We start from the raw sequence: 25,270 nt of genomic DNA, 5'->3' as shown, positions 1-25,270 counted from the left end.
CAATGTCATTAAGTTAAGAAATTCAAATACAATTCTGTATTTGGGTTTCTTTTTTTATGTGCTAAACTGATAGTTAAGGAGGTACTTCCTATGATAAAACAGATAAAAGCCCACTTGAATAAGAGTATTCAGAGTATCCTTGGTCAAAAAGTTGAGCTCGTCAAACAAGATGAACAGGCCTTTACTCGTAAAAGAAGGTTATCACTAGAAACCATGATTCGTACCATTCTGGGAATGGGAGGAAAATCACTGTCAAAAGAATTACTAGATGCTAGACTGACAGTTTCAAATTCAGCCTTTGTTCAAAGACGCTATCAGATAAAACCTGAGGCTTTCTATACCTTATTTAAAGAATTTACAGCACCTATTCCACTTAACACCAATCTTCCGATATTCGCTGCAGATGGGAGTGATATCTGTATTCCTCGAAATCCCATGGATACAGAAACCTCTATCCAAACCCAAACGGATGTTAAATCCTATAATCTCATACACATAAATGCCCTATACGACTTGACGACTGGAGTGTATAGAGATGTTTCTATTCAAGACAAACATACGCAACATGAGCGCTTAGCTCTGATTCAGATGATGAAGGCTTCTCCCTTTCGAGAAAGCTCTTGTTATCATGGATAGAGGCTATGAAAGTTACAATCTCATGGCTCATTTTCAAGAAAAAGGATGGCTTTATATCATCCGAATTCGAGATGGAAAACAATCCATGCGTTCCTCCTTCAACTTGCCAAATACAGAGTGTTTTGATCAAAACTTTTCTCTAAAATTATCACGAAAGCAAACCAATCAGCTCAAAAAACTTTATCGTGATTTCCCCAATGACTATCATTTTATTCCACACAATTCTACTTTTGATTTTCTTCCAGAAACAAGTCAAAAACATGACCCTGTTGAACTATACCAACTTCCTTTTCGTTTGGTGCGTTTAGAAGCGGAAGAAGGAAAATACGAAACTTTGGTGACAAATACAGACTATTCAGTCCAACAATTAAAAAATCTCTACGCCAGCAGATGGGGCATAGAGACTAGTTTTCGTGACCTGAAATACAGTATTGGCTTGGTCAATTTTCATGCCAAAAAGAAGGAAGGGATTCTCCAAGAAATCTTTGCCCGATTTACAAATTTTAACTTTTGTCGTTGGGTAACCTCGCAAGTTGCCATCGACAGTAGTCACAAAAAACAAAGATATAAAGTGTGTTTCTCAGATGCGACTTATGCCTGCCGTTTGTTTTTTAACGGTTCCCTTTCTTCTCTCCAGTTGAAAAACTACCTCAAGAAACAGTTATCTATTATTCGACCGAATCGAAAATATCCAAGAAAAATAAAGGCCCAATCGGTAATTGATTTCATCTATAGAGTAACATAAATCTCAAAAAATAGGGTGAAAAAACCTTTATTTGTTATGCAAAAAAAATAGAAGATAGGATAGAGAATCACTTTGATGATCTCAATCCTATCTCCTATTCAAATAGTTAGATTACTAACTTAATGACATTGGGAAAATCCCTAGCCTTTATTTTTTTATAAAGATGAATCTTTCTTTATCAAATTCTACAGCTAACTCATATTTCCCATCTTCATTTTGAATGATGTAGCCCAATAAAACTAAACTATCAACAAAGATATCTCGACGCTTCTGCATGAGCTGGTCTTTTTTGAGAAATTTAAGTAAAAAGGTTGTCATATACTTGAGAGCATACTCAGGGTTGACATCCCCCAAAACAGCATAGAGTTTCTGCTGATCTTCTGTCAGTAGATACTGGTGCTTAACCTTATAAAAGTAATTAGACAAGGTCATTTTTTCCCTAGCAAAATCCGTATACTCTTCTAGGATTGCTGCATTGGTTTGGTTACGTAATTCAGTCTGAAATCTTTTCCCCAGGATTTCTAGATAGATGGGACTATCATCTCTCACAAAGACTTCTTGGTCTAGTTCAAGAGATTCTGTAGATTCTAGAAATGGGAGATTGAGATAATAGCGTTTATTTTCTCTCAAAATCAAACCCGCTTTAATATATTCCTCCAAATACTTGTCAACTGGAACCTCTGGAAACTGAGCCTTGATTTCGCGGAGGATAACATCATCATGCTTATCAAGATAGTTTACCAAATCTCTAAAGAATGGTTGACGCGTCAAGCGAGATGGATTAAAAATCTGAATCATGAAGATTCCTTTCTTTACAAACTAAAAGTGGTGATGATGCTAATTGACTAGGATTGGTACCTGCTTGATTGAGAGGTACAGGAAGCCCCAACTCTTGATAATAGTCTCTCCAGAAATCACTGATTTCCTGTGTATCATTCCCAAACTTCATAGGAATGGTCTCAAAAATAGGGAGAATTTCTGCTACAAACTGGGAACAGTAATAACCATCTCCATCCGAGTAAAAAGAAGCATTGTAGGGTGAACCCAAAAGGCTCTCTGCCTGCTTTTTAACCTCTGGGCAATCAATCTTCGCATAGCGATAAAGGTCATAGACTTTCTCGGCTTCAAAGAAATCTTCAGGAGATTGGGCAATGACTCCGCCTTCCGTAGTTGCATGATAGATGAAGCCGTCTAAAAAAATGGCCACATGGCTATAGTTACCAGTAGATTCCTTGATGGCCTGTCCTATATCCGAATCATCTTTCACAAAAATCAAATCGCCATTTTCTAACATACTTCTCTCCTAGCAAAAAAGGAGCCGAAACTCCTTTTTAACAATGGGCTTTCCCATCTATGATTATGCATTAAAGCTTTCAGTCAATTGTGGTACTACTTGTTTCTTACGTGAAACAGCACCTGGAAGGAAGGCATGGTTGTTTTCAAGTTTGAAGTTGAAAGCTGCTTCTACCTTGTCCATGTTGGCACCAAGAGCCAAAATTTCTGAGTTTGAGTTGACTATATCTGTAATCATCAAAACGAAGTCAGAGTAACCGTTAGCTGCATTTGCAGCTTGGATAGCTGCTTCGATTTCAGCTTGGCGTTCCAAAACTTCAGCGATATCAACTGTATTCACTTGGGCAACACGAACGTTGTTTCCGTTCAATTCAAAAGTCTTGGCATCGATGTCGATCAATTCTTCTGCTGATTTGCTTGCCAAGTTGGTACCTGCTTTGAGCATTGCAAGACCGTATTCTTCCAAGTTAACTCCAGCCAATTCAGCCAATTCAGGCGCAATCACTTTATCAGATGGATGAGTTGTTGGAGATTTCAAAAGAAGGGTATCTGAAATCAAACCTGATAGCATCAAACCTGCCAATTCTTTTGGCACTGCTACACCGTGTTCTTTGAACATGCGGTAAACGATAGAAGACGCTGATCCAACAGGCTCCAAACGCATGTAAAGTGGGCTGGCAGTTTCAAAGTTAGCCACACGGTGGTGGTCCACCACACCATAAACTTCTACTTCAGCGATATCTGACACTGATTGTTGGAATTCATTGTGGTCAGTCAAGATAACTTGTTCTGCACCTTCTGCTTTAGCAGATGTGATAACGCGTGGTGCTTCAACACCAAAATAGTTCAATACGAAAGCTGTTTCTTCATTTGGAGTTCCAAGAGCCACCGCTTCTGTATCCAAACCATAAGCTTCTTTTGCAAGATAAGCAAAGGCTACTGATGAACCGATAGCATCTGAATCTGGATTTTGGTGACCAAATACTAGAATCTTAGACATGATAATACCTCGTTTCTTTATTCTCTTTATTGTAGCATTTTTTTCAATTTTTGACAAAAGTAAGAGGAGTCAAAGAACTCCCCTCTACTCTTCAAAATGACCGAGTAAATTTTCCTCTTGGTTTTCAGATAAAAATCTTTCCTTTTGCACTCTCTTCTTACGTTTGAGAAGGGCTTCAGCAGACATGGCTTCTTCTTTACTATCGAAACCTTGAACATAGATGAGTTTTACTGGCAACCGAGCTCGTGTGTACTTGGCACCTTTCCCACTATTGTGAACAGCGACACGTTTCTTGACATCCGTTGTATAACCAGTATAGTAGGAACCATCCCGACACTCAACTACATACATATAAGCTTTATGATCCATAATAGATTTCTTGAATTTCTGGAGTATAGGAACCATCATCATTATGAACAATGAGTGGTGGCAGAATCTTAAAACCACTAGTGGAGCCGTCCTTGATAGCCTCGATCAAAAGCATATTGGCTTCCTTCTCCCGTTTAGGGTAGACAAATTGCAGACGTTTTGGAGCCAAATTGTGTTGTTGAAGTGTGTCTAAAATATCTAACAATCGATCAGGACGATGGACCATGGCTAAACGCCCATTGGATTTAAGAATACTTTGGGCACTACGGCAGATTTCCTTGAGATTGGTCGTAATTTCGTGCCGAGCCAACAAGTAATGCTCACTCTCGTTCAGATTAGAATTTGGGTCCACCTTAAAATAGGGAGGATTGCACAAAATCAAATCAACCTTACTCCCCTGAATATAAGTAGGCATATTCTTCAAATCATCACAAATGACCTGCATCTGTTCTTCTAAGCCATTTAATCGGACTGATCGTTCAGCCATATCTGCCAGGCGTTCCTGGATTTCAACAGACAGAATTTTCGCCTTAGTCCTGCTACTGGCAAAAAGTCCAACAGCTCCATTACCCGCACAAAAATCCACTAGCAAGCCATTTTTAGGAAAGCGAGGAAAGCGTGACAAAAGTACACTATCCACCGAATAGCTGAAAACCTCTCTATTTTGAATAATCTTGATATCTGTAGAAAAGAGCTGATTGATTCTCTCTCCTGATTTTAATAATTCTTCTACCATACTTCTATTATAACAAACTATATTAACATTTCAAGAGAGAAAAAATCAATTAAGACTTTTTCTTATTTAGATTAGAGATAGCTTCCTTGGTCCAGATAGGCATCATGCGAGCCAAAGGAGCAAATCCGTATTTGACACGGTCACTTGAAAAACGTCTCCGTCTCGGTAATTGATGTTTCTCTTCTTCCAAAGTCCGAATAGAAAGACTTGCTTTCCCTGTATATTCGTCCAAATCGACAACCTGGACTTGAACTTCTTCACCGATTTTCAGTACATCATAGATATTCTCAATAAATCCTGTACGAATCTCAGAAATATGAATCAAGCCTGTGATACCAGTCTCTAACTCCACAAAGGCTCCATAAGACTGAATCCCTGTAATTTGCCCTGTTAGCTTATCACCTATTTTCATCCTAGTCCTCGATTTCAATCGTTTCGATAACGACATCTTCAACTGGCTTGTCCATTGCACCTGTTTCTACACCTGCAATTGCATCCAGAACTTCATAAGAAGTTTCATCTGCAAGCTGTCCAAAAACTGTGTGACGACGATCAAGGTGAGGAGTTCCACCTTGTTCTGCATAAATTTCCGCAATTGGTTCTGGCCAACCACCACGAGCAATTTCTTTCTTAGAATATGGCAAGTGTTGGTTCTGCACGATAAAGAACTGGCTACCATTTGTATTTGGTCCAGCATTAGCCATAGAAAGGGCTCCGCGGATATTATAAAGTTCTTCTGAAAACTCGTCCTCAAATGACTCACCATAGATTGATTCGCCACCCATACCAGTACCAGTTGGATCTCCACCTTGAATCATAAAGTCCTTGATAATACGATGGAAAATGACACCATCATAGTAACCATCTTTTGACAGAGCGATAAAGTTGGCTACTGTTTTTGGTGCATGTTCAGGGAAAAGCTTAATGCGCATATCTCCATGATTTGTTTTAATAGTCGCAATCGGACCTTCTACTGCTTCAATGTCTACTTGTGGAAAATTTAATTCTTTTTCTACCATACCAAATCCTTCTAAGGCATCGAAAATGCCATCTTCTTCTAATGTTTTTGTAATATAATCTGCTTTTTCTTTGATTTTGTCATGAGAAACACCCATAGCGACACTAATGCCTGCATAATCAAAGAGCTCTAAATCGTTGAGTCCGTCCCCAAAAACCATGACGTTCTCAGGTTTAAGACCTAAATGTTCTACAACTTTTGCTACACCAGCTGCTTTTGAACCTGAAATTGGTACAACATCTGACGAATGTTCATGCCAGCGTACCATACGCAAAGTCGATGCTAAACTTTCAGGCAAAGTCAGGTCATCTCCCTTATCTTCAAAAGTCCACATCTGATAGATGTCTTCTTTTTCATAAAAATCTGGATCTACATCTAAGTCGGGATAAATTGGATCAATGGCCTCACTAATCAACTCAGTTCTAGTGGAGAGTTTAGCAGTATGACTACCAACTAAACCATAGTCAATCCCCACTTCCTTAGTCCAAGCAATATAGCTTTCAACCTTATCTTTAGCGATTTTGTTACTATCAATCACATTGCCTTTTTTATCCTCAATATAGGCACCATTCAGAGTAACAAAAAAGTCAGGTTTAAGCTCGCGAATCTCTGGCACGACACCGAAAATCCCACGACCAGTCGCAATCCCAGTCAAAATACCTTTTTCACGTAATTGTTGAAATACTGTTGGAATTGAGGTTGGGATAAAACCAGTCTTTGAGTTTCGCAACGTATCATCAATATCAAAAAAAACAATCTTTATCTTTTTTGCCTTATATCTTAATTTCGCATCCATCTCATTACCTCCTTCAATTCACTCTTTCCATTATACCATAAAGTAGAGGAATCCCACATCCCCAATAAAATCCTTATCTCTTATCCGAATTCCTTTACTAGATACAAAACCAAATCATCATTATTTTGGCTAGTTGCATTCATTTCCAAGGGTTGATTTCGATACCAGACACCTGTCCCATCTGGAATGTAGCCCCGTCTGATATACAATCTCTGGGCAGGGCCATAGCCTAAGTGCAAACCTACACCAAGAGTGACCTTACTCGAAACAAATTTGACTCGTTTTTCTGCTTCTTCTAGCAGTTGATTCCCAATCCCTTGATTTCGAAAAGGCTCAAACACATTAAAATCTGATAATTCTGGATAGACTTCTGCAAAAGGACCATGTTTAGCAGAGGGCAAAATGGTAACGTAGCCCGCTACAGCACCATCAATCTCTGCAACTAAGACTTCTCTCTCCCCACTTTCCTGTTCCAGAAAATATCTAGCCAAAATTTCCTCTCTACCAGGCCAACCTTGATTCATAAATCCATGAGATAAGGATTCAATATCAGACTTAATCATATTTCTAATCGTACAATTCATCTTTGACTTACCCACCTTTACTCTTTCTATTACCATTATAGCACGCCAAGGTCAGAAAAAAACTATCTCGTGAAAAAAGACCCAACCGGGTTTTAAACCGCTCTCTTGTTTTCAAGCTCATGAAAAAGAGGGCCACCCGGACCCAAACTCGCTCTCTCATTTCAAAGCTCGTGAAAAAGAGGGCCACCCGGACCTCAACTCGCTTTCACATTTCTATGCTCGTAAAAAAAGACCCGTCGGGGTCTTAATTCGCTTCCTTGTTTTCATGCTCATGAAAAAGAGGTCCACCCGGACCCCAACTCGCTTTCACATTTCTATGCTCGTGAAAAAAAGACCCAAACGGGTCTGAAAAAGAGGTCCACCCGGACCTCTTTTTTAATCTTCGTTTACGAAAGGCATCAAAGCCATTACGCGAGCGCGTTTGATAGCTGTTGTTACTTTACGTTGGTTTTTAGCTGAAGTTCCTGTTACACGACGAGGAAGGATTTTCCCACGTTCTGAAACGAAACGGCTAAGAAGCTCAGTATCTTTGTAATCAACATATTCAATTTTGTTTGCTGCGATGTAATCAACTTTTTTACGGCGTTTGAATCCGCCACGACGTTGTTGAGCCATGTTTTTTCTCCTTTATAGTATTAATTGTCCATTAGAATGGTAAATCATCATCTGAAATATCCAAAGGATTCGTTGTTCCGAATGGATTTTCATCACGTGAAAAGTCAGGTACTGATTGAGTAGGTGCTGAATAGTTTGAACTTGGTGCAGAATAAGCTCCACCAGTATGTCCTTCACGCACACTACGGCTTTCCAACATTTGGAAATTCTCAGCCACGACTTCCGTCACGTAGACACGTTGTCCTTGCTGGTTATCGTAACTACGAGTCTGAATACGACCTGTCACCCCGATAAGCGAGCCTTTTTTAGCCCAATTAGCAAGATTCTCAGCCTGTTGGCGCCACATAACGACATTGATAAAATCAGCCTCACGTTCGCCATTTTGACTCTTAAATGTACGGTTTACTGCAAGAGTAAAAGTCGCAACTGCTACATTTGATGGGGTATAACGCAACTCAGCGTCACGAGTCATACGCCCTACAAGTACAACATTGTTAATCATAATCTACCTTCTTACGCGTCAGTTTTGACGATCATGTGACGAAGAATGTCAGCGTTGATTTTTGAAAGACGGTCAAACTCTTTAAGAGCTGCATCATCATTTGCTTCAACGTTAACAATGTGGTAAAGTCCTTCGCGGAAATCTTGGATTTCGTATGCAAGACGACGTTTTTCCCATGTTTTTGATTCAACAACAGTTGCACCGTTGTCAGTCAAGATAGAGTCAAAACGTGCTACCAAAGCGTTTTTCGCTTCTTCTTCAATGTTTGGACGAATGATATAAAGAATTTCGTATTTAGCCATTGATATGTTCCTCCTTTTGGTCTAATGACCCCAAGACATTGCAAGGGGTAAGTGAGGTTTGCTCACAATAAATTATTATACTAGAAAAAAATTTTTTTAGCAAGTAAAAACTGCTTCTATTTTATTTTTTACAGTTTTTTTGCTAAAGTTTGTATAATTTCTTCAACCTGAATATTCTCAGATTCAAATTTCTGTTTAAAGGTAGCTAGATCAACCGTTCCCTCAATTTGAACTTCGATAACAATCTTACCATCTTTACGTGGAATATTAACAGTATGAGAAATATTTAGATTTTCCTCAACGATTAAAGAAACAATCTTACCAAGTACCCCAATTTCATTTTCTGTGATAAAACGAACACGGATTCCCTCTTCGCCATAACCAGAAATTTCAAGAAATGCTCTGAAAACATCACGGTCAGTAATGACACCATAGACTTGTCCATTATCAATAACTGGCAAGATTCCAATCTTGTTTTTCAGCATAAGGTAGGTTGCATCTTCCAAACTTGCATAACCTGAGACAGTTACAACATCACGAATCATGACGTCTTTTACTTTTGTTTTATTGAGCAAGTAATTCATCTCAAAGATTGAAAGACTTGTTGCTTTTGACGGACTGGCTTCAGCAATTGTTCCTTCTGTTACTAGACCAACTAATTTATCATTTTCAATAACAGGAAGACGGTGCAAACCTTGCTCGCGCATCAAGTCTGCTGCATGTGCTACAGTCGTATCGGGGCTAATATATACGACCTTTCGTGTCATAAAATCTTTAACTGCCATAGGAACTCTCCTTTATGTTTATAGCTTTATTATACACTTTTTACGAAAATCAATCAAACGCTTTCATCTCTTTTTCAAGATTCTGAAAACTCTGAAACACTATAAAAAGAGCCCTATATTAGGGCCCTCAATCTTATGATTATGTAATTTGTTTGGCAATCTTTCCCGTCAACTAAAACAATCTACTGGATCTGATGATTGCCAAGCAATCTCTATTCGCCGACTAAAAAGGTCCCACGGACTAATGTGGATTGCTGGCGCAATCTTTATCTGCCGACTAAAACAATCCACTGGATTGTTTTAGCCACCTAGATATGCTTTTCTGACTTCATCTGATGCTGCGAGTTCTTTTCCTGTTCCTGAAAGAACGATTTTACCTGTTTCAAGAACATAGCCTCGATCTGCGATGGCTAGTGCTTTATTGGCATTTTGCTCGATCAAAAGAACAGTTGTACCTTGTTTTTGAATATCTTGGATGATATCAAAAATTTCTTGGATGAAAATTGGTGCAAGCCCCATTGATGGTTCATCTAACAAAAGAAGCTTAGGCGTTGACATAAGTGCGCGTCCCATAGCAAGCATCTGCTGTTCACCACCAGAAAGGGTAGCTGCATCTTGGTTTTTACGTTCTTCCAAACGCGGGAAACGTGAAAAGACTTTCTTCAAATTTGCTTGATTCTCTTCACGATTTTTCTTAAGAAAGGCTCCCATCTCCAAGTTTTCCATAACTGTCAAACCAGGGAAGACGTGACGTCCTTCTGGTACTTGAGAAAGTCCTGATGCCACAATTTTTTGTGCAGGCATCTTTTGGATTTCTTGTCCCAAAAATTCAATTTTACCAGAACTTGGACGAACAAGTCCTGACAAGGTACGAAGGATGGTTGTTTTTCCAGCCCCGTTGGCACCGATAAGGGAAACAACTTCTCCTTCGTTTACTTCAAAGCTCACATCACGTACAGCTTGAATCATACCGTAGTGTACTGAGAGGTTTTCAACTTTTAACATAGACATTAGGCTTCACCTCCTAGATAAGCTTCGATAACACGTTTATTACTCTTGATTTCATCTGGTGTTCCATGAGCAATCAAACGACCGTACTCAAGAACATAGATACGCTCAGTAACTTCCATAACCAAGTTCATATCATGTTCAATCAGCATAATAGTAATCTTGAATTCATCCTTGATGCGGCGAATCAACTCAGTCAATTCTGCAGTTTCTTGTGGATTCATACCCGCTGCAGGCTCATCCAAGAAAAGGATTTTAGGTTCTGTAGCAAGAGCACGAACAATTTCCAAACGACGTTGTTGACCATAGGCTAAATTTTTAGCTAGAGTTTCAGCATCTCCATCCAAATCAAAGATTTTTAGTAATTCTAAGGCTTTAGCTTTCAATTCTTTTTCATTCTTATAAAAAGCTGGTAAGCGCAAGAAACTTGCAAAAACATGTTGTTTATGATGATTACTAAATGCAACCAGAACGTTATCCAAAACTGTCAAGTCCTTAAAAAGGCGGATATTTTGGAAGGTACGCCCTAAACCAAGAGATGCGATTTTATAGGGTTGCTTGCCATTTAACAAGTGACCATCCAAGGTTACTGTTCCTTCGCTTGGTTCATAAACACCTGTCAACAAGTTGAAGAGGGTTGTTTTCCCAGCACCATTCGGCCCAATCAAACCAACAAGTTCACCTTCGTTCAATTCGAGAGTGACGTCCCCAACGGCTGTCAGACCACCAAAATGTTTGGTTAAATTTTTTACTTCAAGCAATGCCATTAGTTTTGTCCCTCCTTCTTACCTTTTTTAAAGAGACGTGATAGGCTCAATTCCCAAGTTCCAAGAAGACCACCTGGTCTGAAGATCATAACGAGTACTAAGGCCAAAGCATAGATAATCATACGAATGCTGGCCACATCTTGAAGGAGCATGTTCAAGATTCCAAGCACGATTGCAGCAACAATTGCCCCTGTAATGGATCCTAAACCACCAAATACAACGATAATCAATACATTGATAGAGTTGATGAACGTATAATCTTTTGGTACGACTGATCCGATAAATCCTGACTGAAGAGTACCTGCGATACTTGCAGTAACAGCACCAAAAACAAAAGCAATAATTTTAATTTTTGTAGTATTTACCCCTACTGACTCAGCAGCAATCTCATCTTCACGAACTGATAAGGTTAAACGTCCGATAGGACTGCGAAGGAAATTAAGAGTGGCAATCGTTGTAATCACGGCAAAGAAGTATACCATTTGCCAAGTTGTAAAGTTAGGAATCCCCAAAATACCAGCTGCACCGTTTGTAAGGCTTCCACCATTAATAATGAAGATACGAATAATTTCAGCAACACCAAGTGTCGCAACCGCGAGATAATCCCCTTTCAAACGTAGGGTAGGAATTCCAACTACCAAGGCAACCAAACCAGCAATGATAGCACCGAGCAACATAGCTCCAAAGAATGCACCATAGGTTGGAGTTTTAGAACCAATAATAGCTGCTGCATAGGCACCAATAGCCATAAATCCAGCATGTCCAAGTGAAAACTGACCAGAGAACCCAACGATTAGGTTAAGACCTACTGCTAGAATAATATTGATACCGATTTGTTCAATAATCTGAATATGGAAAAGATTCAAGATTCCTACTGAAACCAATAGGCTAATCAAACCATATCCAAGCAACAAAAGGAATAACCATAGAATGTTAACTTTTAAATTTTCTTTCATTGTTTACACCTTCTCTTTCACATTCTTACCGAGGATACCAGCTGGACGAACAATCAAGATTAAGAGCAAGATTCCATACACGATGGCATCACGGAAATCTGACATTCCGAAGGCGGTAGCAAATGTCTCCAAAAGACCAATAACAAAGCCACCCAGAGCTGCACCAGGGATGATTCCGATACCACCAAGAACGGCAGCCACAAATGATTTAATACCTGGAGTCATTCCCATCAATGGTTCAAGAGAGTTATAGTAAAGTGCAATCAAGACACCCGCTGCACCAGCTAGAGCTGAACCCAATGCAAAGGTGAAACTGATTGTACGGTTCACGTTAATCCCCATCAGCTGAGCAGCATCACTATCTACAGAAACGGCACGCATGGCTTTCCCCATCTTGGTTTTTTGTACGATGAGTTGTAGAAGAACCATCAAAACAAGTGAGACAGTCAAAATCAACAATTGAATATTTGTTAGACTGATTGGGCCCAAGTCATAACGAACTGTTTGGATTGCTTGAGGAAAGGCACGTGTATTGGCGCCTACCAGATAGACCATCCCATACTCCAGTAAGAAGGAAACCCCGATGGCTGTAATCAATACAGAGATACGAGTTGAATGACGTAATGGACGATAAGCTAGGAACTCAATGATAACACCGAGAATTGCCGTTCCAATCATCGATAAGATCAAGGCAACAAAGAAATTTAATTGCAAGGAATTAATCAAAAAATAACCCATGAAAGCACCCATCATGTAAATATCACCGTGGGCAAAGTTAATGAGCTTGATAATTCCATAAACCATAGTATAACCTAGGGCTAGCAGTGCATAGACACTCCCCAAGATTAGACCATTGACAAGTTGTTGAAGCATATGGTTCACTCTTTCTAAGTTTTATTTTTTAGGATTTTTATAAAAAAATAATCCTTTCATAAACACCGAAACAGGGAGTGAGTAAAAGCTCATTCCCCATTTCCTGTATCTATAATTATGGTTTTACGACTTCTGCCGCTTCTACTTTACCATTATTCATGGTCATCATGAAGGCTGTTTTCACAGTGTTGTGATCTGCATCAAAGCTTGTTTGACCTGTAACACCTTCAAAGTTTTGTGTTTTAGCAAGATTGTTCTTGATATCAACTGAAGTTTTTGCACCTTTTGCTGCATTAGCTACAAGGTAAACTGAGTCATAAGCAAGAGCTGCAAATGTTGAAGGATCTTCGTTGTATTTTGCACGGTAAGCTTCAAGGAAGGCTTTTGCTTTATCTGAAACATCAACAGTAGTTGAGAATCCTGAGATAAAGTAGATGTTTGTTGCTCTTTCAGCAGTTGCTTGTTGAACAAACTCTGCACCGTTAAATCCGTCACCACCAATGATTGGTTTATCAATTCCCATACCACGAGCTTGGTTTACAATCTTACCAGCTTCTGTGTAGTAACCTGGTAACACGATTGCATCAAAGTCTTTATCTTTGATTTTTGTCAAAGCTGCTTGGAAGTCAGTGTCACCTGATACAAACGTTTCATCTGCTACGATTTCGCCTGAGAATGAATCACGGAATGATTTTGCAATTCCTTTAGCGTAGTCGCTTGAGTTATCAGTATACAAGACAACTTTCTTAGCGTTCAACTTGTTTGTAACATAGTTAGAAATAATTTTTCCTTGGAAGCTATCTTGGAATGTTCCGATGAAAAGGAAATCTTGACCTTTTGTCAAACCATCTTGAGTAGCACTTGGAGAAATCAATGGAACCCCAGCTTGTGTAGCATTTGCTACTGCTGCTGCAGTTGCACCTGAAGTTGCAGGTCCTACGATTGCTGCTACTTTAGATTGAGTAACAAGGTTTGTTGAAACTGAAGCAGCTTCAGCAGTTTCAGATTTGTTATCTTTGTCTACTACTTCGATCTGTTTTCCATCGATACCACCTGCTGCGTTGATTTCATCAACTGCAAGTTGAGCACCCTTTTGCTCAGATGTACCATAAGATGCTACAGCACCAGTTTCTTCAAAGTTGAAACCAATTTTAACGACTTTCTCATCCACTGGGTTACCAGTTGAATTTGAAGCTCCTGTCTTCACTTCTCCACAAGCTGCTAAAACAGCTACACTTGCAAGAGCTACAAGTGACAATGCAAATTTTTTCTTCATGTTTATCTCCTTTTAATTTCTTAATTTAAATTACATGTTAAGAATATACCGAATTATCTGAAAATTGTCAACACATTTACCTTAATTTTTACATGATAACGTTTTCGCTATTTCTATAGAGACTACCAACAAAGGGAGTTTCCAATTCTTGGATATGACATCGTCGCACTTTTTTGATAAATCTCTCTTTTCCTAAACGGCTAACCACTTCTTCCACTTCTTCTGTTGGGACATACAGTTGCAGATAACGGTGTTTTTTAGAGTGGTAACAAATATCACCATAATGATCGAGTTTTTTTGCATCACGATTATAGTATAGGTAGATAATCAGACCAGACCGATTCTCTTTTTGAAACATATTACAACTTCCTTCTAATAATCTTCTTACTATTATATCAAAAAAAGCAAACTCAGTCGAGTTTGCTTCAAAAGATTAATTCAAAGAATTATTAGCCATGATTTCATCAATGAAACCATATTCAAGTGTTTCTTGAGCGCTCATCCAGTAATCACGTTCAGCATCTGCATGGATTTGCTCAACTGATTTACCAGAATTATCTGCAAGAATTTGCTCCAAAGTCTTACGAGTTTTAAGCAAGTGTTCAGCAGCAATCGCCATATCTGTTTGCTGTGTACCACCACCTGTACCACCCATCGGTTGGTGAATCATGTATTCTGCATTCGGAAGCATGAAACGTTTGCCCTTTGCTCCACTTGAGGCAATAATTGTTCCCATTGAAGCAGCCATCCCCATAACGATGGTTTGGACATCTGCCTTAATAAAGTTCATAGTATCAACGATTGCCAAACCAGCTGATACAGAACCACCAGGAGTATTTACATAAAGGTAAATATCTTTTGTACTATCTTGGGCATCCAAGAATAGCAATTGGGCGATAACTGAGTTTGCCATATTGTCTTCGACTGGTCCAGTCAACATGATGATACGATCTTTTAGAAGACGTGAGTAAATGTCATATGAACGTTCTCCACGACTTGTTTGTTCAATAACTACAGGAATCATTCATTTCTCCTTCTGATTTCAATTTTTCTTAGTCAAACGACTTGATACAGGACTATTATATCTTTTTGGTCAAAAAAGGTCAAATTTTTGCTCTATCCTAAAAACAGACACAAAAATTCAACCTCCTTTCTAGACTAAAACCAATGAACAGTTTTAGTTTATGCTTAGAATTTTACTTAGTTCCGAACAAACGGTCTCCAGCGTCACCAAGGCCTGGAACGATATAGCCATGTTCGTTCAAACGTTCATCCAAAGCTGCTGTAAAGATTTCTACATCTGGGTGAGCTTCTTGAAGAGCTTTTACACCTTCTGGAGCAGATACAAGGCAGACAAATTTGATGTTTGATGCTCCACGTTTTTTGAGGGAATCAACAGCCAAGATTGCAGAACCACCTGTTGCAAGCATAGGGTCAACCACAAAAATTTGACGTTGGTCGATATCTTCAGGTAATTTAACCAAGTATTCTACTGGTTGAAGAGTTTCTTCGTCACGGTACATACCAATATGTCCAACTTTGGCTGCTGGAACCAAGCTCAATAGCCCATCGACCATCCCGATACCTGCACGCAAGATTGGAACAATTGCCAATTTTTTACCAGCCAATTGTTTTTGAACTGTTTTTGTGATAGGTGTTTCGATTTCAACGTCTTCAAGCGGAAGATCACGAAGTACTTCATATCCCATCAACATAGCAATTTCATCTACTAACTCACGAAAAGCTTTTGTAGAAGTGTCTGTACGACGCAAGATTGACAATTTGTGTTGAATGAGTGGATGATTAATGACTTCAAGTTTTCCCATTTTCTGAATTCCTTCTTTCAATTTATTCTTCTTATTATATCAAAAAATGGTTTAAAAATCCTTCTAAACCATCTTTTTTTTAATTTTTAAATCAAGTTAGCTTCTTGAAGAGCTGCTTGTACTGTCTCTAGCGATAAATGGGTCAACTCGGTACCTTTTTCACGATAGAGATACTGGGCGTAGTCATCCATACGGTATTGATTGATATACACGACACGCTCACAACCTACCTGAAGCAATTGCTTGGTACAGTTGAGGCATGGAAAATGTGTAACGTAGGCTGTGAAACCTTTTGGAACGCCACGCTCTGACCCTTGTAAGATAGCATTCACTTCTGCATGAAGGGTACGAACACAGTGACCCTCAATCACCAGACAGTCGTGGTCAATACAGTGCTCTGTTCCTGATACAGAACCATTGTATCCTGTTGAAATCACCTTATTATCCTTGACTAAAACAGCTCCTACCTTAGCGCGTTTACAGGTTGAACGATTGGCAATCAATAGAGCTTGAGCAGCAAAATACTCATCCCAAGCCAGTCTTTTTTCTGTCATATCTTCTCTCCTCTTGGTTTATTTTTTGAAAAATGGTAGGCGTAAATCTGCAATTTTTTCAGCAGGAACCTTCATTCCATCCTTGATCCACTTAAGCAAAACTGATACGATGGCAGAACTCCAAAAAGAATGCAGGTAAGAGCTGACTCCTTTTGATTTTCCATAGTATTTTTCTAAAAATTCTTGCATGGCTTGCACAAAGATTTTTTCCAAGTGGTAGTCCAAGGCAAGCTGAATAACCTTAGCCTCTTTCTTGGCTTCTCTAAAGAGGCGAACCCAAACCAGATAGAGGTCCGTTTTAACATCGTAATGACTCAATTGCTCCATGATGTTATGGACGCTACGTTTAAAGACACTTTCTAAAATCTCTTCTTTGGAGTCATAGTTTCGATAAAAGGCTGCACGGGAAACCCCAGCACGTTTGACCAACTCAGAAATGCTAATCTTTGTCAATTCCTTTTTCTCCAAAAGTTGCAAGAGAGCTGTTTCGATAGCTTCTCTGGTCAGTAAATTGGATTCTTGATTGGATTTTCTGAGATTTTCAAGCGAATTTTCAGAAATTCTTCGTTCGGCCATAACACTTCCTTTCTACTTGTGACAACAGAGTGACGAGACTTTTGTTTTAAGATTTTTCATGATATAATTGTAAAAAAAGACAGAACCTTTGTCAATGTATAAGTGATAAAGATGGAGAATTTCTATGACTTGGAAGATTGTAGCTGACTCTGGTTGTGATTATCGTCAACTGGCAAATCCAGCAATTGATACTGAATTCATCAGTGTTCCCTTAACCATTCAAGTGGCTGATCAAGTCTTTATTGACGATGCTAGTCTTGATATTGACAAAATGATGGAAACCATGTATGCAACTTCTGAAGCTTCAAAATCAGCTTGCCCTAGCCCTGATGATTACTTGCGAGCATTTGAAGGGGCTAAACATATTTTTGTAGTGACCATTACCGGAACTCTTTCTGGTAGTCAAAACAGCGCTCAATTAGCTAAGAATCTTTATCTCGAAGAACATCCTGATACTCAGATTCATGTCATTGATAGTTTGTCTGCTGGTGGAGAAGTTGACCTTATCGTAGAAAAAATCAATGATTTGATTGACCAAGGACTTTCTTTTGAAGAAGTGGTTAAAGCTATTACTGCTTACCAAGAAAAAACTAAGTTACTATTCGTCCTCGCTAAGGTTGATAACCTTGTTAAGAATGGTCGCTTGAGTAAGCTGATCGGTACAGTTGTTGGGCTCCTTAATATTCGTATGGTCGGGGAAGCAAGTGAAACTGGAACCTTGGAACTCCTACAAAAGGCTCGTGGTGCTAAGAAGTCCCTCCAAGCTGCTTATGAAGAGTTAATCAAGGCTGGCTACGCTGGTGGGCATATCGTCATGGCTCACCGCAGTAATGATAAATTCTGCCAACAACTCTCAGAACTCTTGCGTAAAAAATTCCCACAAGCTGAAATCAAGATTATCCCAACCTCTGGACTCTGCAGTTTTTATGCAGAAGAAGGTGGACTCCTCATGGGATATGAAATTGACTAATAAATCAAACAAGAGATGACTTATCATCTCTTGTTTTTTTATGGTACAATACTTTTATGAAACATTTTGACACTATTGTAATTGGGGGAGGCCCTGCTGGTATGATGGCTACGATTTCAAGTAGCTTTTATGGGCAGAAAACCCTTCTCATCGAAAAAAATCGAAAACTCGGAAAAAAATTAGCTGGTACTGGTGGTGGTCGCTGTAACGTGACCAACAATGGAACTCTAGATGACCTATTAGCTGGCATCCCTGGAAATGGGCGCTTTCTTTACAGCGTCTTCTCCCAGTTTGATAACCATGATATCATCAACTTTTTTACGGAAAATGGCGTCAAACTCAAGGTTGAGGACCATGGCCGCGTCTTTCCAGCCAGCGACAAATCTCGAACCATTATCGAAGCTTTGGAAAAGAAAATCATGGAGCTAGGTGGGCAAGTTGCCACTCAAACAGAGATTGTTTCTGTTAAAAAGATTGACGACCAGTTTGTCCTTAAGTCTACAGATCAAACCTTCACTTGTGATAAACTCATTGTCACAACAGGTGGAAAATCCTATCCTTCTACTGGCTCTACTGGTTTTGGTCATGAAATCGCCCGACATTTCAAACACACTATTACCGAGCTTGAGGCTGCTGAAAGTCCATTGTTGACTGATTTCCCGCATAAGGCCTTGCAGGGAATTTCCCTAGACGATGTAACCCTAAGCTATGGCAAGCACGTCATCACTCATGATTTGCTCTTTACCCACTTTGGTTTGTCAGGTCCTGCTGCACTACGCATGTCTAGCTTTGTCAAGGGTGGGGAAATTCTCTCCCTGGATGTCTTGCCACAACTTTCAGAAGGTGACTTAGTAGACTTTCTAGAAGAAAACCGTGAGAAATCCTTGAAAAATGCCTTAAAAGCCTTGCTCCCTGAACGCTTGGCAGAATTCTTGGTACAAGGATACCCGGAAAAAGTCAAACAGCTAACTGAAAAAGAACGCGAGCAACTGCTCCAATCTATCAAATCCCTCAAAATCCCTGTGACTGGAAAAATGTCCCTTGCCAAGTCCTTTGTCACCAAAGGTGGCGTTAGTCTCAAGGAAATCAATCCTAAAACGCTGGAAAGTAAGCTAGTACCTGGACTCCACTTTGCTGGCGAAGTACTGGATATCAACGCCCACACAGGTGGCTTTAACATCACTTCCGCCCTCTGCACCGGCTGGGTGGCAGGCTCAAACTAGAACTATAAATGATATAGTATCTAAAGATATTGGATAAGAAAGGAGCTATTTTGGAACATATTATTTTACTGAGAGGTGTTACACCGAATGGACAAAATGCTATCCCTAAAATGTCTTATCTGGTAGATATCTTAACAGAGGCTGGTTTTCAACACGTTCGAACTTATATTCAAAGTGGAAATATTATTCTTGAAAGCGACTTAGCCATAGAAGAAATACGAGAACAAGTCCATACTCTAATAAAAGAAAAAATCGGAGCCGACTTGAAACTGGTCATTAAAAATAAGAGTGATTTTACAAAAATTGTCCAAGAAAATCCGTTTGGAGAACACTATCTTTATGACCGTATACATATAATTCTTTTCCAGAATGCTATCCAAAGTCTACCATTTGAAAAATTGGATAGTGACTATGGTGAAGAAGAAATTTGTATCGGCAACCATTGTCTTTACCTCTATCTACCTAGAACTGCAAAACGAAAAAAGCTTAATACCAACTATCTCGAAAAGCTGTTCGGCGTTGATCTGACCATGCGAAAGTTAAACGTGGTAGAAAAATTACTAACAAAATAGGAAAAATAAGATGAACAGAAGAGAATCAGTCGAATTTGTCAACATGTGTATGATTAAAAATGGGGACAAGGTTTTGGTTCAAGATCGAGTTAGTCCTAACTGGCCTGGCATTACCTTTCCTGGTGGCCATATTGAACGTGGCGAATCCTTTGTCGATGCTGTCATTCGTGAAGTGAAAGAAGAAACTGGTCTGACCATTTCTAAACCCCAACTCTGTGATATCAAAGATTGGTATGATGATGAAGATTATCGCTATGTTGTCCTCTTTTACAAAACTGAACACTTTACTGGGGAGCTCCAATCTTCAGACGAAGGAAAAGTCTGGTGGGAGGATTTTGAAAATCTATCTCATCTTAAACTGGCTACTGAGGATATGTCTGATATGCTTCGTGTTTTTTTGGAAGAAGACCTCAGTGAGTTCTTTTACTATAAGGATGGGGAAGACTGGTCTTACCAACTCAAATAACAGTAAATCGGCAGAGATTACTCCGCCGATTTTATCTTATCTAATCTTCAAGCTAGGTCTGTGTCCTCCTACTAATACTCAATGAAAATCAAAGAGCAAACTAGAAAGCTAGCAGCAGGTTGCTCAAAGTACAGCTTTGAGGTTGCGGATAAAGCTGACGTGGTTTGAAGAGATTTTCGAAGAGTATAAATTTCTGTTACTAGCTTTGTCAGTTCTAGCTTAGTCTTTGAGTTTTATCGAGTTTGTGTGCTTACATAGTGGGCAATGACGTCTGATGTGTACTGAGCTGTTCCAGATCCAAATTTGTCAATATTTTCCTTAAACTCTGGATTATAGACATAGCCTTTTCCGATATGACAGAAGACTTCCATAGAGCAGTCAAATCCATAGGTACGAATAGCTTGCAAGAGCTTGGCTGCTTCCTCTTGGTTTTCAGATGCTGTTATCGGCAGACCAGATTGTAGATTTTGAGCCAAGGCTTGAAAGATCTGATTAAAGGTTGTTGCAGCTTCATCCTCTCGTCCTTTTTGACGCTCGAGAGCCTGGTCCATGACTTCCTGGCCATATTTTTCTACCGCCTCTTGGTGGTATTTTTGATGGTCTTGATAGCTAAATCCAGTGAATTTTTCTTGAATGGTCATTTTTATTTCTCCTTTTTGTTCTTGAATAGTTTTTTGTAAGGTTGAAATCAAGGTATCCAGATGTTGTCTTTCTCGAGTCAGGTAATCCAACTGCCTCGTCAAATGTGGTAACAAGTCCGTCTTTTCTTCCTTCAATAGCTCTGCTATTTTTTCTAAAGAAAAGCCTAGATACTTGTAATAAAGGATAACCTGAAGTCGTTCTAAATCCTCTTGGCTGTAGATTCGATAGCCATTTTCTGACTTTAATGGGACCAAGAGTCCTATCTTATCATAATGGTAAAGTGTTTTGATAGAAACGCCTGAAAGCTGCGCAGCTTCTTTGATATGGTACATGATTTCCTCCTCACATAAATAGTATATACCCTCCCCTTTGGGGAGAGTCAAGTATTTTATTAAGATTTATGAAAACGTAAAATTGATTTTCTTGACAGACTTCAAAAATCATGATAGGATAATCAAGTCTATCAATCAAATAAAAAGCTCATAAAGAGCCATTGATAGAAGGCTATTTGACAACTCAAGTAGCCTTTTCTTATTTTAAAAAATAGATCGGAGTTTAACAATGTCTGAAAAATCGCAATGGGGATCTAAGCTAGGCTTCATCCTTGCATCTGCTGGTTCTGCTATTGGTCTTGGTGCCGTTTGGAAATTCCCTTATATGACCGCTGCCAATGGTGGAGGAGGATTTTTACTGGTCTTTCTCATCTCAACGATTTTAATTGGTTTCCCACTTTTGCTCGCTGAATTTGCCCTTGGGCGGAGCGCTGGCGTGTCAGCAATCAAAACATTTGGAAAATTGGGCGATAACAAGAACTACAATTTTATTGGTTGGATCGGTGCCTTTGCTCTTTTCATCCTCCTATCTTTTTATAGTGTTATTGGTGGATGGGTTTTAGTTTATCTAGGTATCGCTATTGCTAAAGCCTTCCAAGTTGGGATTAGCAGTGATTATGCCCAGCTCTTCACAGACATTATTTCAAATCCATGGATTGCTCTTGGTTCCCAAGCCCTCTTCATCTTCCTCAACATCTTTATCGTATCTAAGGGAGTTCAAAAAGGAATTGAAAGAGCTTCTAAGGTTATGATGCCCCTGCTCTTTATCATCTTTGTCATTATTATCGGGCGCTCTCTCAGCTTGCCTAATGCCATGGAAGGTGTGGTTTACTTCCTCAAACCTGACTTTTCAAAACTGACAAGTGCTGGACTCCTCTATGCTCTAGGGCAATCTTTCTTTGCATTATCGCTCGGTGTTACAGCCATGTTGACCTATGCTTCTTACTTGGATAAGAAAACCAATCTGGTCCAATCAGGTATGTCCATCGTTGCCATGAACATCTCTGTATCCATTATGGCAGGATTAGCCATTTTCCCAGCTATGTCAGCCTTTAACATCCAGTCTGAAGGTGGGCCAAGTCTCCTCTTTATTGTCTTGCCACAACTCTTTGACAAGATGCCTTTTGGAAGTATTTTCTACATCCTTTTCCTATTGCTTTTCCTCTTTGCGACAGTCACTTCTTCTGTCGTAATGCTGGAAATCAATGTAGGCAACATCACCAACCAAGACAATCGTAAACGTGCTAAGTGGAGTATGATTTTAGGGGTTTTGACTTTTGTATTTGGTATCCCTTCAGCCCTATCCTACGGTGTCATGGCAGACGTTCAAATCTTTGGGAAGACCTTCTTTGATGCCATGGACTTCTTGGTTTCCAATCTCCTCATGCCATTTGGTGCACTCTGCTTGTCTCTCTTTACAGGCTATGTCTTCAAAAAAGCATTGGCTATGGAGGAACTCCATCTTGATGAAACACCGTGGAAACAAGGACTTTTCCAAGTCTGGCTCTTCCTTCTTCGTTTCATCATTCCAATCATCATCATCGTGGTCTTTATCGCCCAGTTTATGTAACTATAAAAATGGACTTGAGTAATGAACTCAGGTCCTTTCTTTTTACGGATGGCTAACAATCAATTCCAAATCTTGTCCTTCAAGTGTCCAAGTTTCAACATCACTTGGTAAGATAAAGTGGCTACCTTTTTGAATTGGATAATCTTTACTGTCCACAGTCAGTTTCCCTTGACCAGCCAAGACACTCAACAAGCTGTAATCAGCTGTTTTTTCAAAGTCAACTTTTCCAGTAATTTCCCACTTGTAAACTGCGAAGAAATCATTGGATACAAGGAGAGTTGAACGCAAATCATCTGCTTTAACAGTTACAGGACGGCTGTTAGCAGGCTCACCAATATTTAAAACATCAATGGATTTTTCAAGATGAAGCTCGCGCAAGTTACCATTATCATCCTTACGGTCAAAGTCATAGACACGGTAGGTTGTATCACTAGACTGTTGCGTTTCAAGGATCAAGATACCTGCTCCAATAGCATGCATGGTTCCACTTGGAACATAGAAGAAATCTCCAGCTTTTACAGGAACTTTTGTTAACAAGGCATCCCAGTTTTTATCTTCGATTTGCTGGCGGAGTTCTTCTTTTGACTTAGCATTATGGCCGTAAATAATTTCTGAACCCTCATCTGCAGCAATAATGTACCAACATTCTGTTTTTCCGAGTTCGCCCTCATGCTCTAGGCCATAAGCATCATCTGGGTGAACTTGAACACTGAGCCAGTCATTGGCATCAAGGATTTTTGTTAAAAGCGGAAATACTGGCTCTGGACGATCGCCAAATAACTCACGGTGTTCCGCATACAAAGTAGCGAGGTCTGTTCCTTGATAGCGGCCATTAGCTACCTTAGACACTCCATTTGGATGAGCTGAGATGGCCCAATACTCACCAATCTTTTCATTTGGAATGTCGTAGCCAAACTCATCACGTAGTTTAGTCCCACCCCAGATTTTTTCTTGCATTACAGAATTTAAAAATAACGGTTCTGACATGTTGATCTCCTGTCTGATTTTTCTCCCTTCATTATAGCAAAAAAAGAGTTCTAGTTGAACTCTTTTTCATATCTTATAAAGTAGGGAGAAGATTTTATAAAAATAGTAACGATATGGATTTGATAATTTTAAGAAAATCTACAAGAAACTATTAGTTCACAAGATTTGGAAGAATAAACACCGTAAAGAATGCCATGGCAATCATCATAAAAACAAGGAGATAGACAGCACATTTTGCCAACCATGCATATCGCCCAGGTCTTAGTGGTCTTTCTACATAGGAATGTTTTGGTTTTTTAGGATCATAATAAACAGCAACTTTTCCACCAATTGGAAAGCGTTCCTTAAGAGGAGATTTTGTAAAAGACAAAAAACTATTCCCCTTAACTTTGTATCTTAAAACTTGTGGAATTTCACCATTTTCAAAATTATCCGTTTTTACATCAGATACGATTGAACCTAAGGGAGTACTGATTGTATTTGAAATAGCAGATAGAAATTTAGGCCCTACGACCTTGTATAGGTTCCCGTCAACAGTGTATTCAACAACCGGGAGACTAATCCCATTATAAAGAGCATAGGAATATCGGATAATAACTCCTTCCGTTCTTTCGGTACATCTCTTGGCATTACTATAATTACTAAATATAAAATAGGAAAACATAAAATAGGTGAAGGCAGCAAAGCCTAACATCATTAAGCCAATTAATAGAAAGAAAGTTGTTGGCATATTTTTCTCCTTAGAACATTGTTATGAAGCTATTTTAACAAATTTAACAGAAAAGACAAGAAAAAGACCGGATTAATCCGATCTTTCAATAGTTCATAGCGCACATTCTTTTTTAAGAATCATTATGGTTAACTTCAAATGACTAAGCGTCCTATTTCATACGATAAAAATCAATCACTAGACCTGCAGGGCCACTTACTAGCAGGGATTCGGTTCCCCAATCAGTTACAACTGGCCCATGTAAAATCTCAATCCCTAATTCTTTCAAACGCTTTTGATTCTGTTCCAAATCTTCAACTTCAATGTGTAGAATGATTCCTGACTGAAAATTTTCCAAAGGTATCAAATGATTTTGTGATAACATGAGGCAGTGACTGCCAATCGTGAACTGAGCAAAACCATCATCAACATAGTCTGCCTTCTTATCCAAGATACGCTCCAAGTCAGAACAGATCTGGGGAACATTTGAAACGATAATATCTAATTGATTTAAATTCATTTACTATCCTCCATAAAAAGACCGGATTTCTCCGATCTTTTAAGTTTCTCTCTAAGAAAATC

Annotated in this window: 31 protein-coding genes and 1 pseudogene; 6 read left to right on the top strand and 26 right to left on the bottom strand. The window is 39.2% G+C overall.

Annotated features, from left to right (window positions below; translation table 11 throughout):
- Positions 1 to 90 precede the first annotated feature (90 nt).
- Positions 91 to 1,381: pseudogene (locus TZ96_RS10460) on the top strand (IS4 family transposase).
- A 147-nt stretch (positions 1,382 to 1,528) separates the two neighbouring features.
- Here TZ96_RS10460 and TZ96_RS05675 read toward each other — a convergent pair.
- The 22 genes from TZ96_RS05675 to TZ96_RS05570 form a co-directional block, all read right to left on the bottom strand.
- Complete coding sequence (locus tag TZ96_RS05675) at positions 1,529 to 2,179, bottom strand: DUF1803 domain-containing protein (RefSeq protein WP_045763254.1); 651 nt, start codon at positions 2,177 to 2,179, stop codon at positions 1,529 to 1,531.
- Positions 2,163 to 2,675 carry a YiiX/YebB-like N1pC/P60 family cysteine hydrolase gene (locus TZ96_RS05670; RefSeq protein WP_045763253.1) on the bottom strand — a complete coding sequence of 171 codons (513 nt, stop codon included), beginning with the start codon at positions 2,673 to 2,675 and terminating at the stop codon, positions 2,163 to 2,165. The genes TZ96_RS05675 and TZ96_RS05670 overlap by 17 nt, the downstream gene beginning before the upstream one ends.
- 63 nt (positions 2,676 to 2,738) lie before the next feature.
- On the bottom strand, positions 2,739 to 3,674 hold the full coding sequence (locus tag TZ96_RS05665) for a manganese-dependent inorganic pyrophosphatase (protein WP_045763252.1): 936 nt from the start codon (positions 3,672 to 3,674) through the stop codon (positions 2,739 to 2,741).
- 84 nt (positions 3,675 to 3,758) lie between these two features.
- Entirely contained in the window at positions 3,759 to 4,043 is a 285-nt protein-coding gene (locus TZ96_RS05660) for a GIY-YIG nuclease family protein (RefSeq protein WP_045763251.1), read from the bottom strand.
- Complete coding sequence (locus TZ96_RS05655) at positions 4,033 to 4,779, bottom strand: tRNA1(Val) (adenine(37)-N6)-methyltransferase (protein WP_045763250.1); 747 nt, start codon at positions 4,777 to 4,779, stop codon at positions 4,033 to 4,035. The genes TZ96_RS05660 and TZ96_RS05655 overlap by 11 nt, the downstream gene beginning before the upstream one ends.
- A gap of 49 nt (positions 4,780 to 4,828) precedes the next feature.
- Positions 4,829 to 5,191, bottom strand: coding sequence for a S1 RNA-binding domain-containing protein (locus TZ96_RS05650; RefSeq protein WP_045763249.1), 363 nt, complete (start codon positions 5,189 to 5,191; stop codon positions 4,829 to 4,831).
- Position 5,192: 1 nt separating this feature from the next.
- Positions 5,193 to 6,593, bottom strand: coding sequence for a bifunctional Cof-type HAD-IIB family hydrolase/peptidylprolyl isomerase (locus TZ96_RS05645; protein WP_045763248.1), 1,401 nt, complete (start codon positions 6,591 to 6,593; stop codon positions 5,193 to 5,195).
- Between the two features lie 80 nt (positions 6,594 to 6,673).
- A complete protein-coding gene (locus TZ96_RS05640; RefSeq protein ID WP_004244450.1) occupies positions 6,674 to 7,177 on the bottom strand; it encodes a GNAT family N-acetyltransferase in 504 nt (167 codons plus the stop codon).
- 375 nt (positions 7,178 to 7,552) lie between these two features.
- Complete coding sequence (rpsR, locus tag TZ96_RS05635) at positions 7,553 to 7,792, bottom strand: 30S ribosomal protein S18 (RefSeq protein WP_000068664.1); 240 nt, start codon at positions 7,790 to 7,792, stop codon at positions 7,553 to 7,555.
- Positions 7,793 to 7,823: 31 nt separating this feature from the next.
- On the bottom strand, positions 7,824 to 8,294 hold the full coding sequence (gene ssbA, locus TZ96_RS05630; protein WP_000609604.1) for a single-stranded DNA-binding protein SsbA: 471 nt from the start codon (positions 8,292 to 8,294) through the stop codon (positions 7,824 to 7,826).
- Between the two features lie 11 nt (positions 8,295 to 8,305).
- Positions 8,306 to 8,596, bottom strand: a complete 291-nt coding sequence (gene rpsF, locus TZ96_RS05625; protein WP_001151786.1) for a 30S ribosomal protein S6 — start codon at positions 8,594 to 8,596, stop codon at positions 8,306 to 8,308.
- A 128-nt stretch (positions 8,597 to 8,724) separates the two neighbouring features.
- Positions 8,725 to 9,381 (bottom strand): CBS domain-containing protein, encoded by a 657-nt coding sequence (locus TZ96_RS05620; RefSeq protein ID WP_045763247.1) that lies wholly within the window; start codon positions 9,379 to 9,381, stop codon positions 8,725 to 8,727.
- Between the two features lie 300 nt (positions 9,382 to 9,681).
- Entirely contained in the window at positions 9,682 to 10,392 is a 711-nt protein-coding gene (locus tag TZ96_RS05615; protein ID WP_045763246.1) for an ABC transporter ATP-binding protein, read from the bottom strand.
- Positions 10,392 to 11,156, bottom strand: a complete 765-nt coding sequence (locus TZ96_RS05610) for an ABC transporter ATP-binding protein (protein ID WP_045763245.1) — start codon at positions 11,154 to 11,156, stop codon at positions 10,392 to 10,394. The genes TZ96_RS05615 and TZ96_RS05610 overlap by 1 nt, the downstream gene beginning before the upstream one ends.
- On the bottom strand, positions 11,156 to 12,112 hold the full coding sequence (locus TZ96_RS05605) for a branched-chain amino acid ABC transporter permease (RefSeq protein ID WP_045763244.1): 957 nt from the start codon (positions 12,110 to 12,112) through the stop codon (positions 11,156 to 11,158). Before TZ96_RS05605 ends, TZ96_RS05610 begins: the two co-directional genes overlap by 1 nt.
- Before the next feature lie 3 nt (positions 12,113 to 12,115).
- Positions 12,116 to 12,985: a branched-chain amino acid ABC transporter permease gene (locus tag TZ96_RS05600; protein WP_000941435.1), complete on the bottom strand. Its 870-nt coding sequence runs from the start codon at positions 12,983 to 12,985 to the stop codon at positions 12,116 to 12,118.
- Between the two features lie 115 nt (positions 12,986 to 13,100).
- Entirely contained in the window at positions 13,101 to 14,261 is a 1,161-nt protein-coding gene (locus TZ96_RS05595) for an ABC transporter substrate-binding protein (protein ID WP_000726157.1), read from the bottom strand.
- A gap of 88 nt (positions 14,262 to 14,349) precedes the next feature.
- Positions 14,350 to 14,619: a DUF2129 domain-containing protein gene (locus tag TZ96_RS05590; protein ID WP_045763243.1), complete on the bottom strand. Its 270-nt coding sequence runs from the start codon at positions 14,617 to 14,619 to the stop codon at positions 14,350 to 14,352.
- 75 nt (positions 14,620 to 14,694) lie between these two features.
- Positions 14,695 to 15,285: an ATP-dependent Clp protease proteolytic subunit ClpP gene (gene clpP, locus TZ96_RS05585; protein WP_000613459.1), complete on the bottom strand. Its 591-nt coding sequence runs from the start codon at positions 15,283 to 15,285 to the stop codon at positions 14,695 to 14,697.
- 172 nt (positions 15,286 to 15,457) lie between these two features.
- A complete protein-coding gene (gene upp, locus TZ96_RS05580) occupies positions 15,458 to 16,087 on the bottom strand; it encodes a uracil phosphoribosyltransferase (RefSeq protein WP_000517029.1) in 630 nt (209 codons plus the stop codon).
- A gap of 86 nt (positions 16,088 to 16,173) precedes the next feature.
- Positions 16,174 to 16,641, bottom strand: coding sequence for a deoxycytidylate deaminase (locus tag TZ96_RS05575; RefSeq protein WP_045763242.1), 468 nt, complete (start codon positions 16,639 to 16,641; stop codon positions 16,174 to 16,176).
- Positions 16,642 to 16,659: 18 nt separating this feature from the next.
- Positions 16,660 to 17,217: a TetR/AcrR family transcriptional regulator gene (locus tag TZ96_RS05570; RefSeq protein WP_000840875.1), complete on the bottom strand. Its 558-nt coding sequence runs from the start codon at positions 17,215 to 17,217 to the stop codon at positions 16,660 to 16,662.
- A 124-nt stretch (positions 17,218 to 17,341) separates the two neighbouring features.
- On the opposite strand from TZ96_RS05570, the gene TZ96_RS05565 reads away from it, so the two are divergent.
- Genes TZ96_RS05565 through TZ96_RS05550 form a run of 4 tightly spaced genes read left to right on the top strand, consistent with a single transcriptional unit; the run spans position 17,342 to position 20,448 of the window.
- On the top strand, positions 17,342 to 18,187 hold the full coding sequence (locus tag TZ96_RS05565; RefSeq protein ID WP_045763241.1) for a DegV family protein: 846 nt from the start codon (positions 17,342 to 17,344) through the stop codon (positions 18,185 to 18,187).
- A 56-nt stretch (positions 18,188 to 18,243) separates the two neighbouring features.
- Positions 18,244 to 19,410, top strand: coding sequence for an NAD(P)/FAD-dependent oxidoreductase (locus TZ96_RS05560; RefSeq protein ID WP_045763240.1), 1,167 nt, complete (start codon positions 18,244 to 18,246; stop codon positions 19,408 to 19,410).
- 50 nt (positions 19,411 to 19,460) lie between these two features.
- Positions 19,461 to 19,982: a DUF1697 domain-containing protein gene (locus tag TZ96_RS05555; protein ID WP_045763239.1), complete on the top strand. Its 522-nt coding sequence runs from the start codon at positions 19,461 to 19,463 to the stop codon at positions 19,980 to 19,982.
- A gap of 10 nt (positions 19,983 to 19,992) precedes the next feature.
- Entirely contained in the window at positions 19,993 to 20,448 is a 456-nt protein-coding gene (locus tag TZ96_RS05550) for an 8-oxo-dGTP diphosphatase (RefSeq protein WP_045763238.1), read from the top strand.
- 233 nt (positions 20,449 to 20,681) lie between these two features.
- Here TZ96_RS05550 and TZ96_RS05545 read toward each other — a convergent pair whose 3' ends face one another.
- On the bottom strand, positions 20,682 to 21,422 hold the full coding sequence (locus TZ96_RS05545; protein WP_045763237.1) for a MerR family transcriptional regulator: 741 nt from the start codon (positions 21,420 to 21,422) through the stop codon (positions 20,682 to 20,684).
- A gap of 229 nt (positions 21,423 to 21,651) precedes the next feature.
- Here TZ96_RS05545 and TZ96_RS05540 point away from each other — a divergent pair, with 229 nt between their 5' ends.
- Positions 21,652 to 22,992 (top strand): sodium-dependent transporter, encoded by a 1,341-nt coding sequence (locus TZ96_RS05540; RefSeq protein WP_045763236.1) that lies wholly within the window; start codon positions 21,652 to 21,654, stop codon positions 22,990 to 22,992.
- Positions 22,993 to 23,034: 42 nt separating this feature from the next.
- Here TZ96_RS05540 and manA read toward each other — a convergent pair whose 3' ends face one another.
- From manA to TZ96_RS05525, 3 genes are all read right to left on the bottom strand, one after another.
- Positions 23,035 to 23,979 carry a mannose-6-phosphate isomerase, class I gene (manA, locus tag TZ96_RS05535; RefSeq protein ID WP_045763235.1) on the bottom strand — a complete coding sequence of 315 codons (945 nt, stop codon included), beginning with the start codon at positions 23,977 to 23,979 and terminating at the stop codon, positions 23,035 to 23,037.
- A gap of 151 nt (positions 23,980 to 24,130) precedes the next feature.
- Positions 24,131 to 24,709, bottom strand: coding sequence for a DUF3592 domain-containing protein (locus tag TZ96_RS05530; protein ID WP_045763234.1), 579 nt, complete (start codon positions 24,707 to 24,709; stop codon positions 24,131 to 24,133).
- Between the two features lie 151 nt (positions 24,710 to 24,860).
- A complete protein-coding gene (locus TZ96_RS05525; protein WP_045763233.1) occupies positions 24,861 to 25,208 on the bottom strand; it encodes a VOC family protein in 348 nt (115 codons plus the stop codon).
- Positions 25,209 to 25,270 lie beyond the last annotated feature (62 nt).

The organism is Streptococcus infantis, assembly GCF_000963255.1.
GTDB lineage: Bacteria > Bacillota > Bacilli > Lactobacillales > Streptococcaceae > Streptococcus > Streptococcus nidrosiense.
Note: the sequence above shows the minus strand (reverse complement) of the source record. Positions and strands in the feature narration are given on the sequence as shown.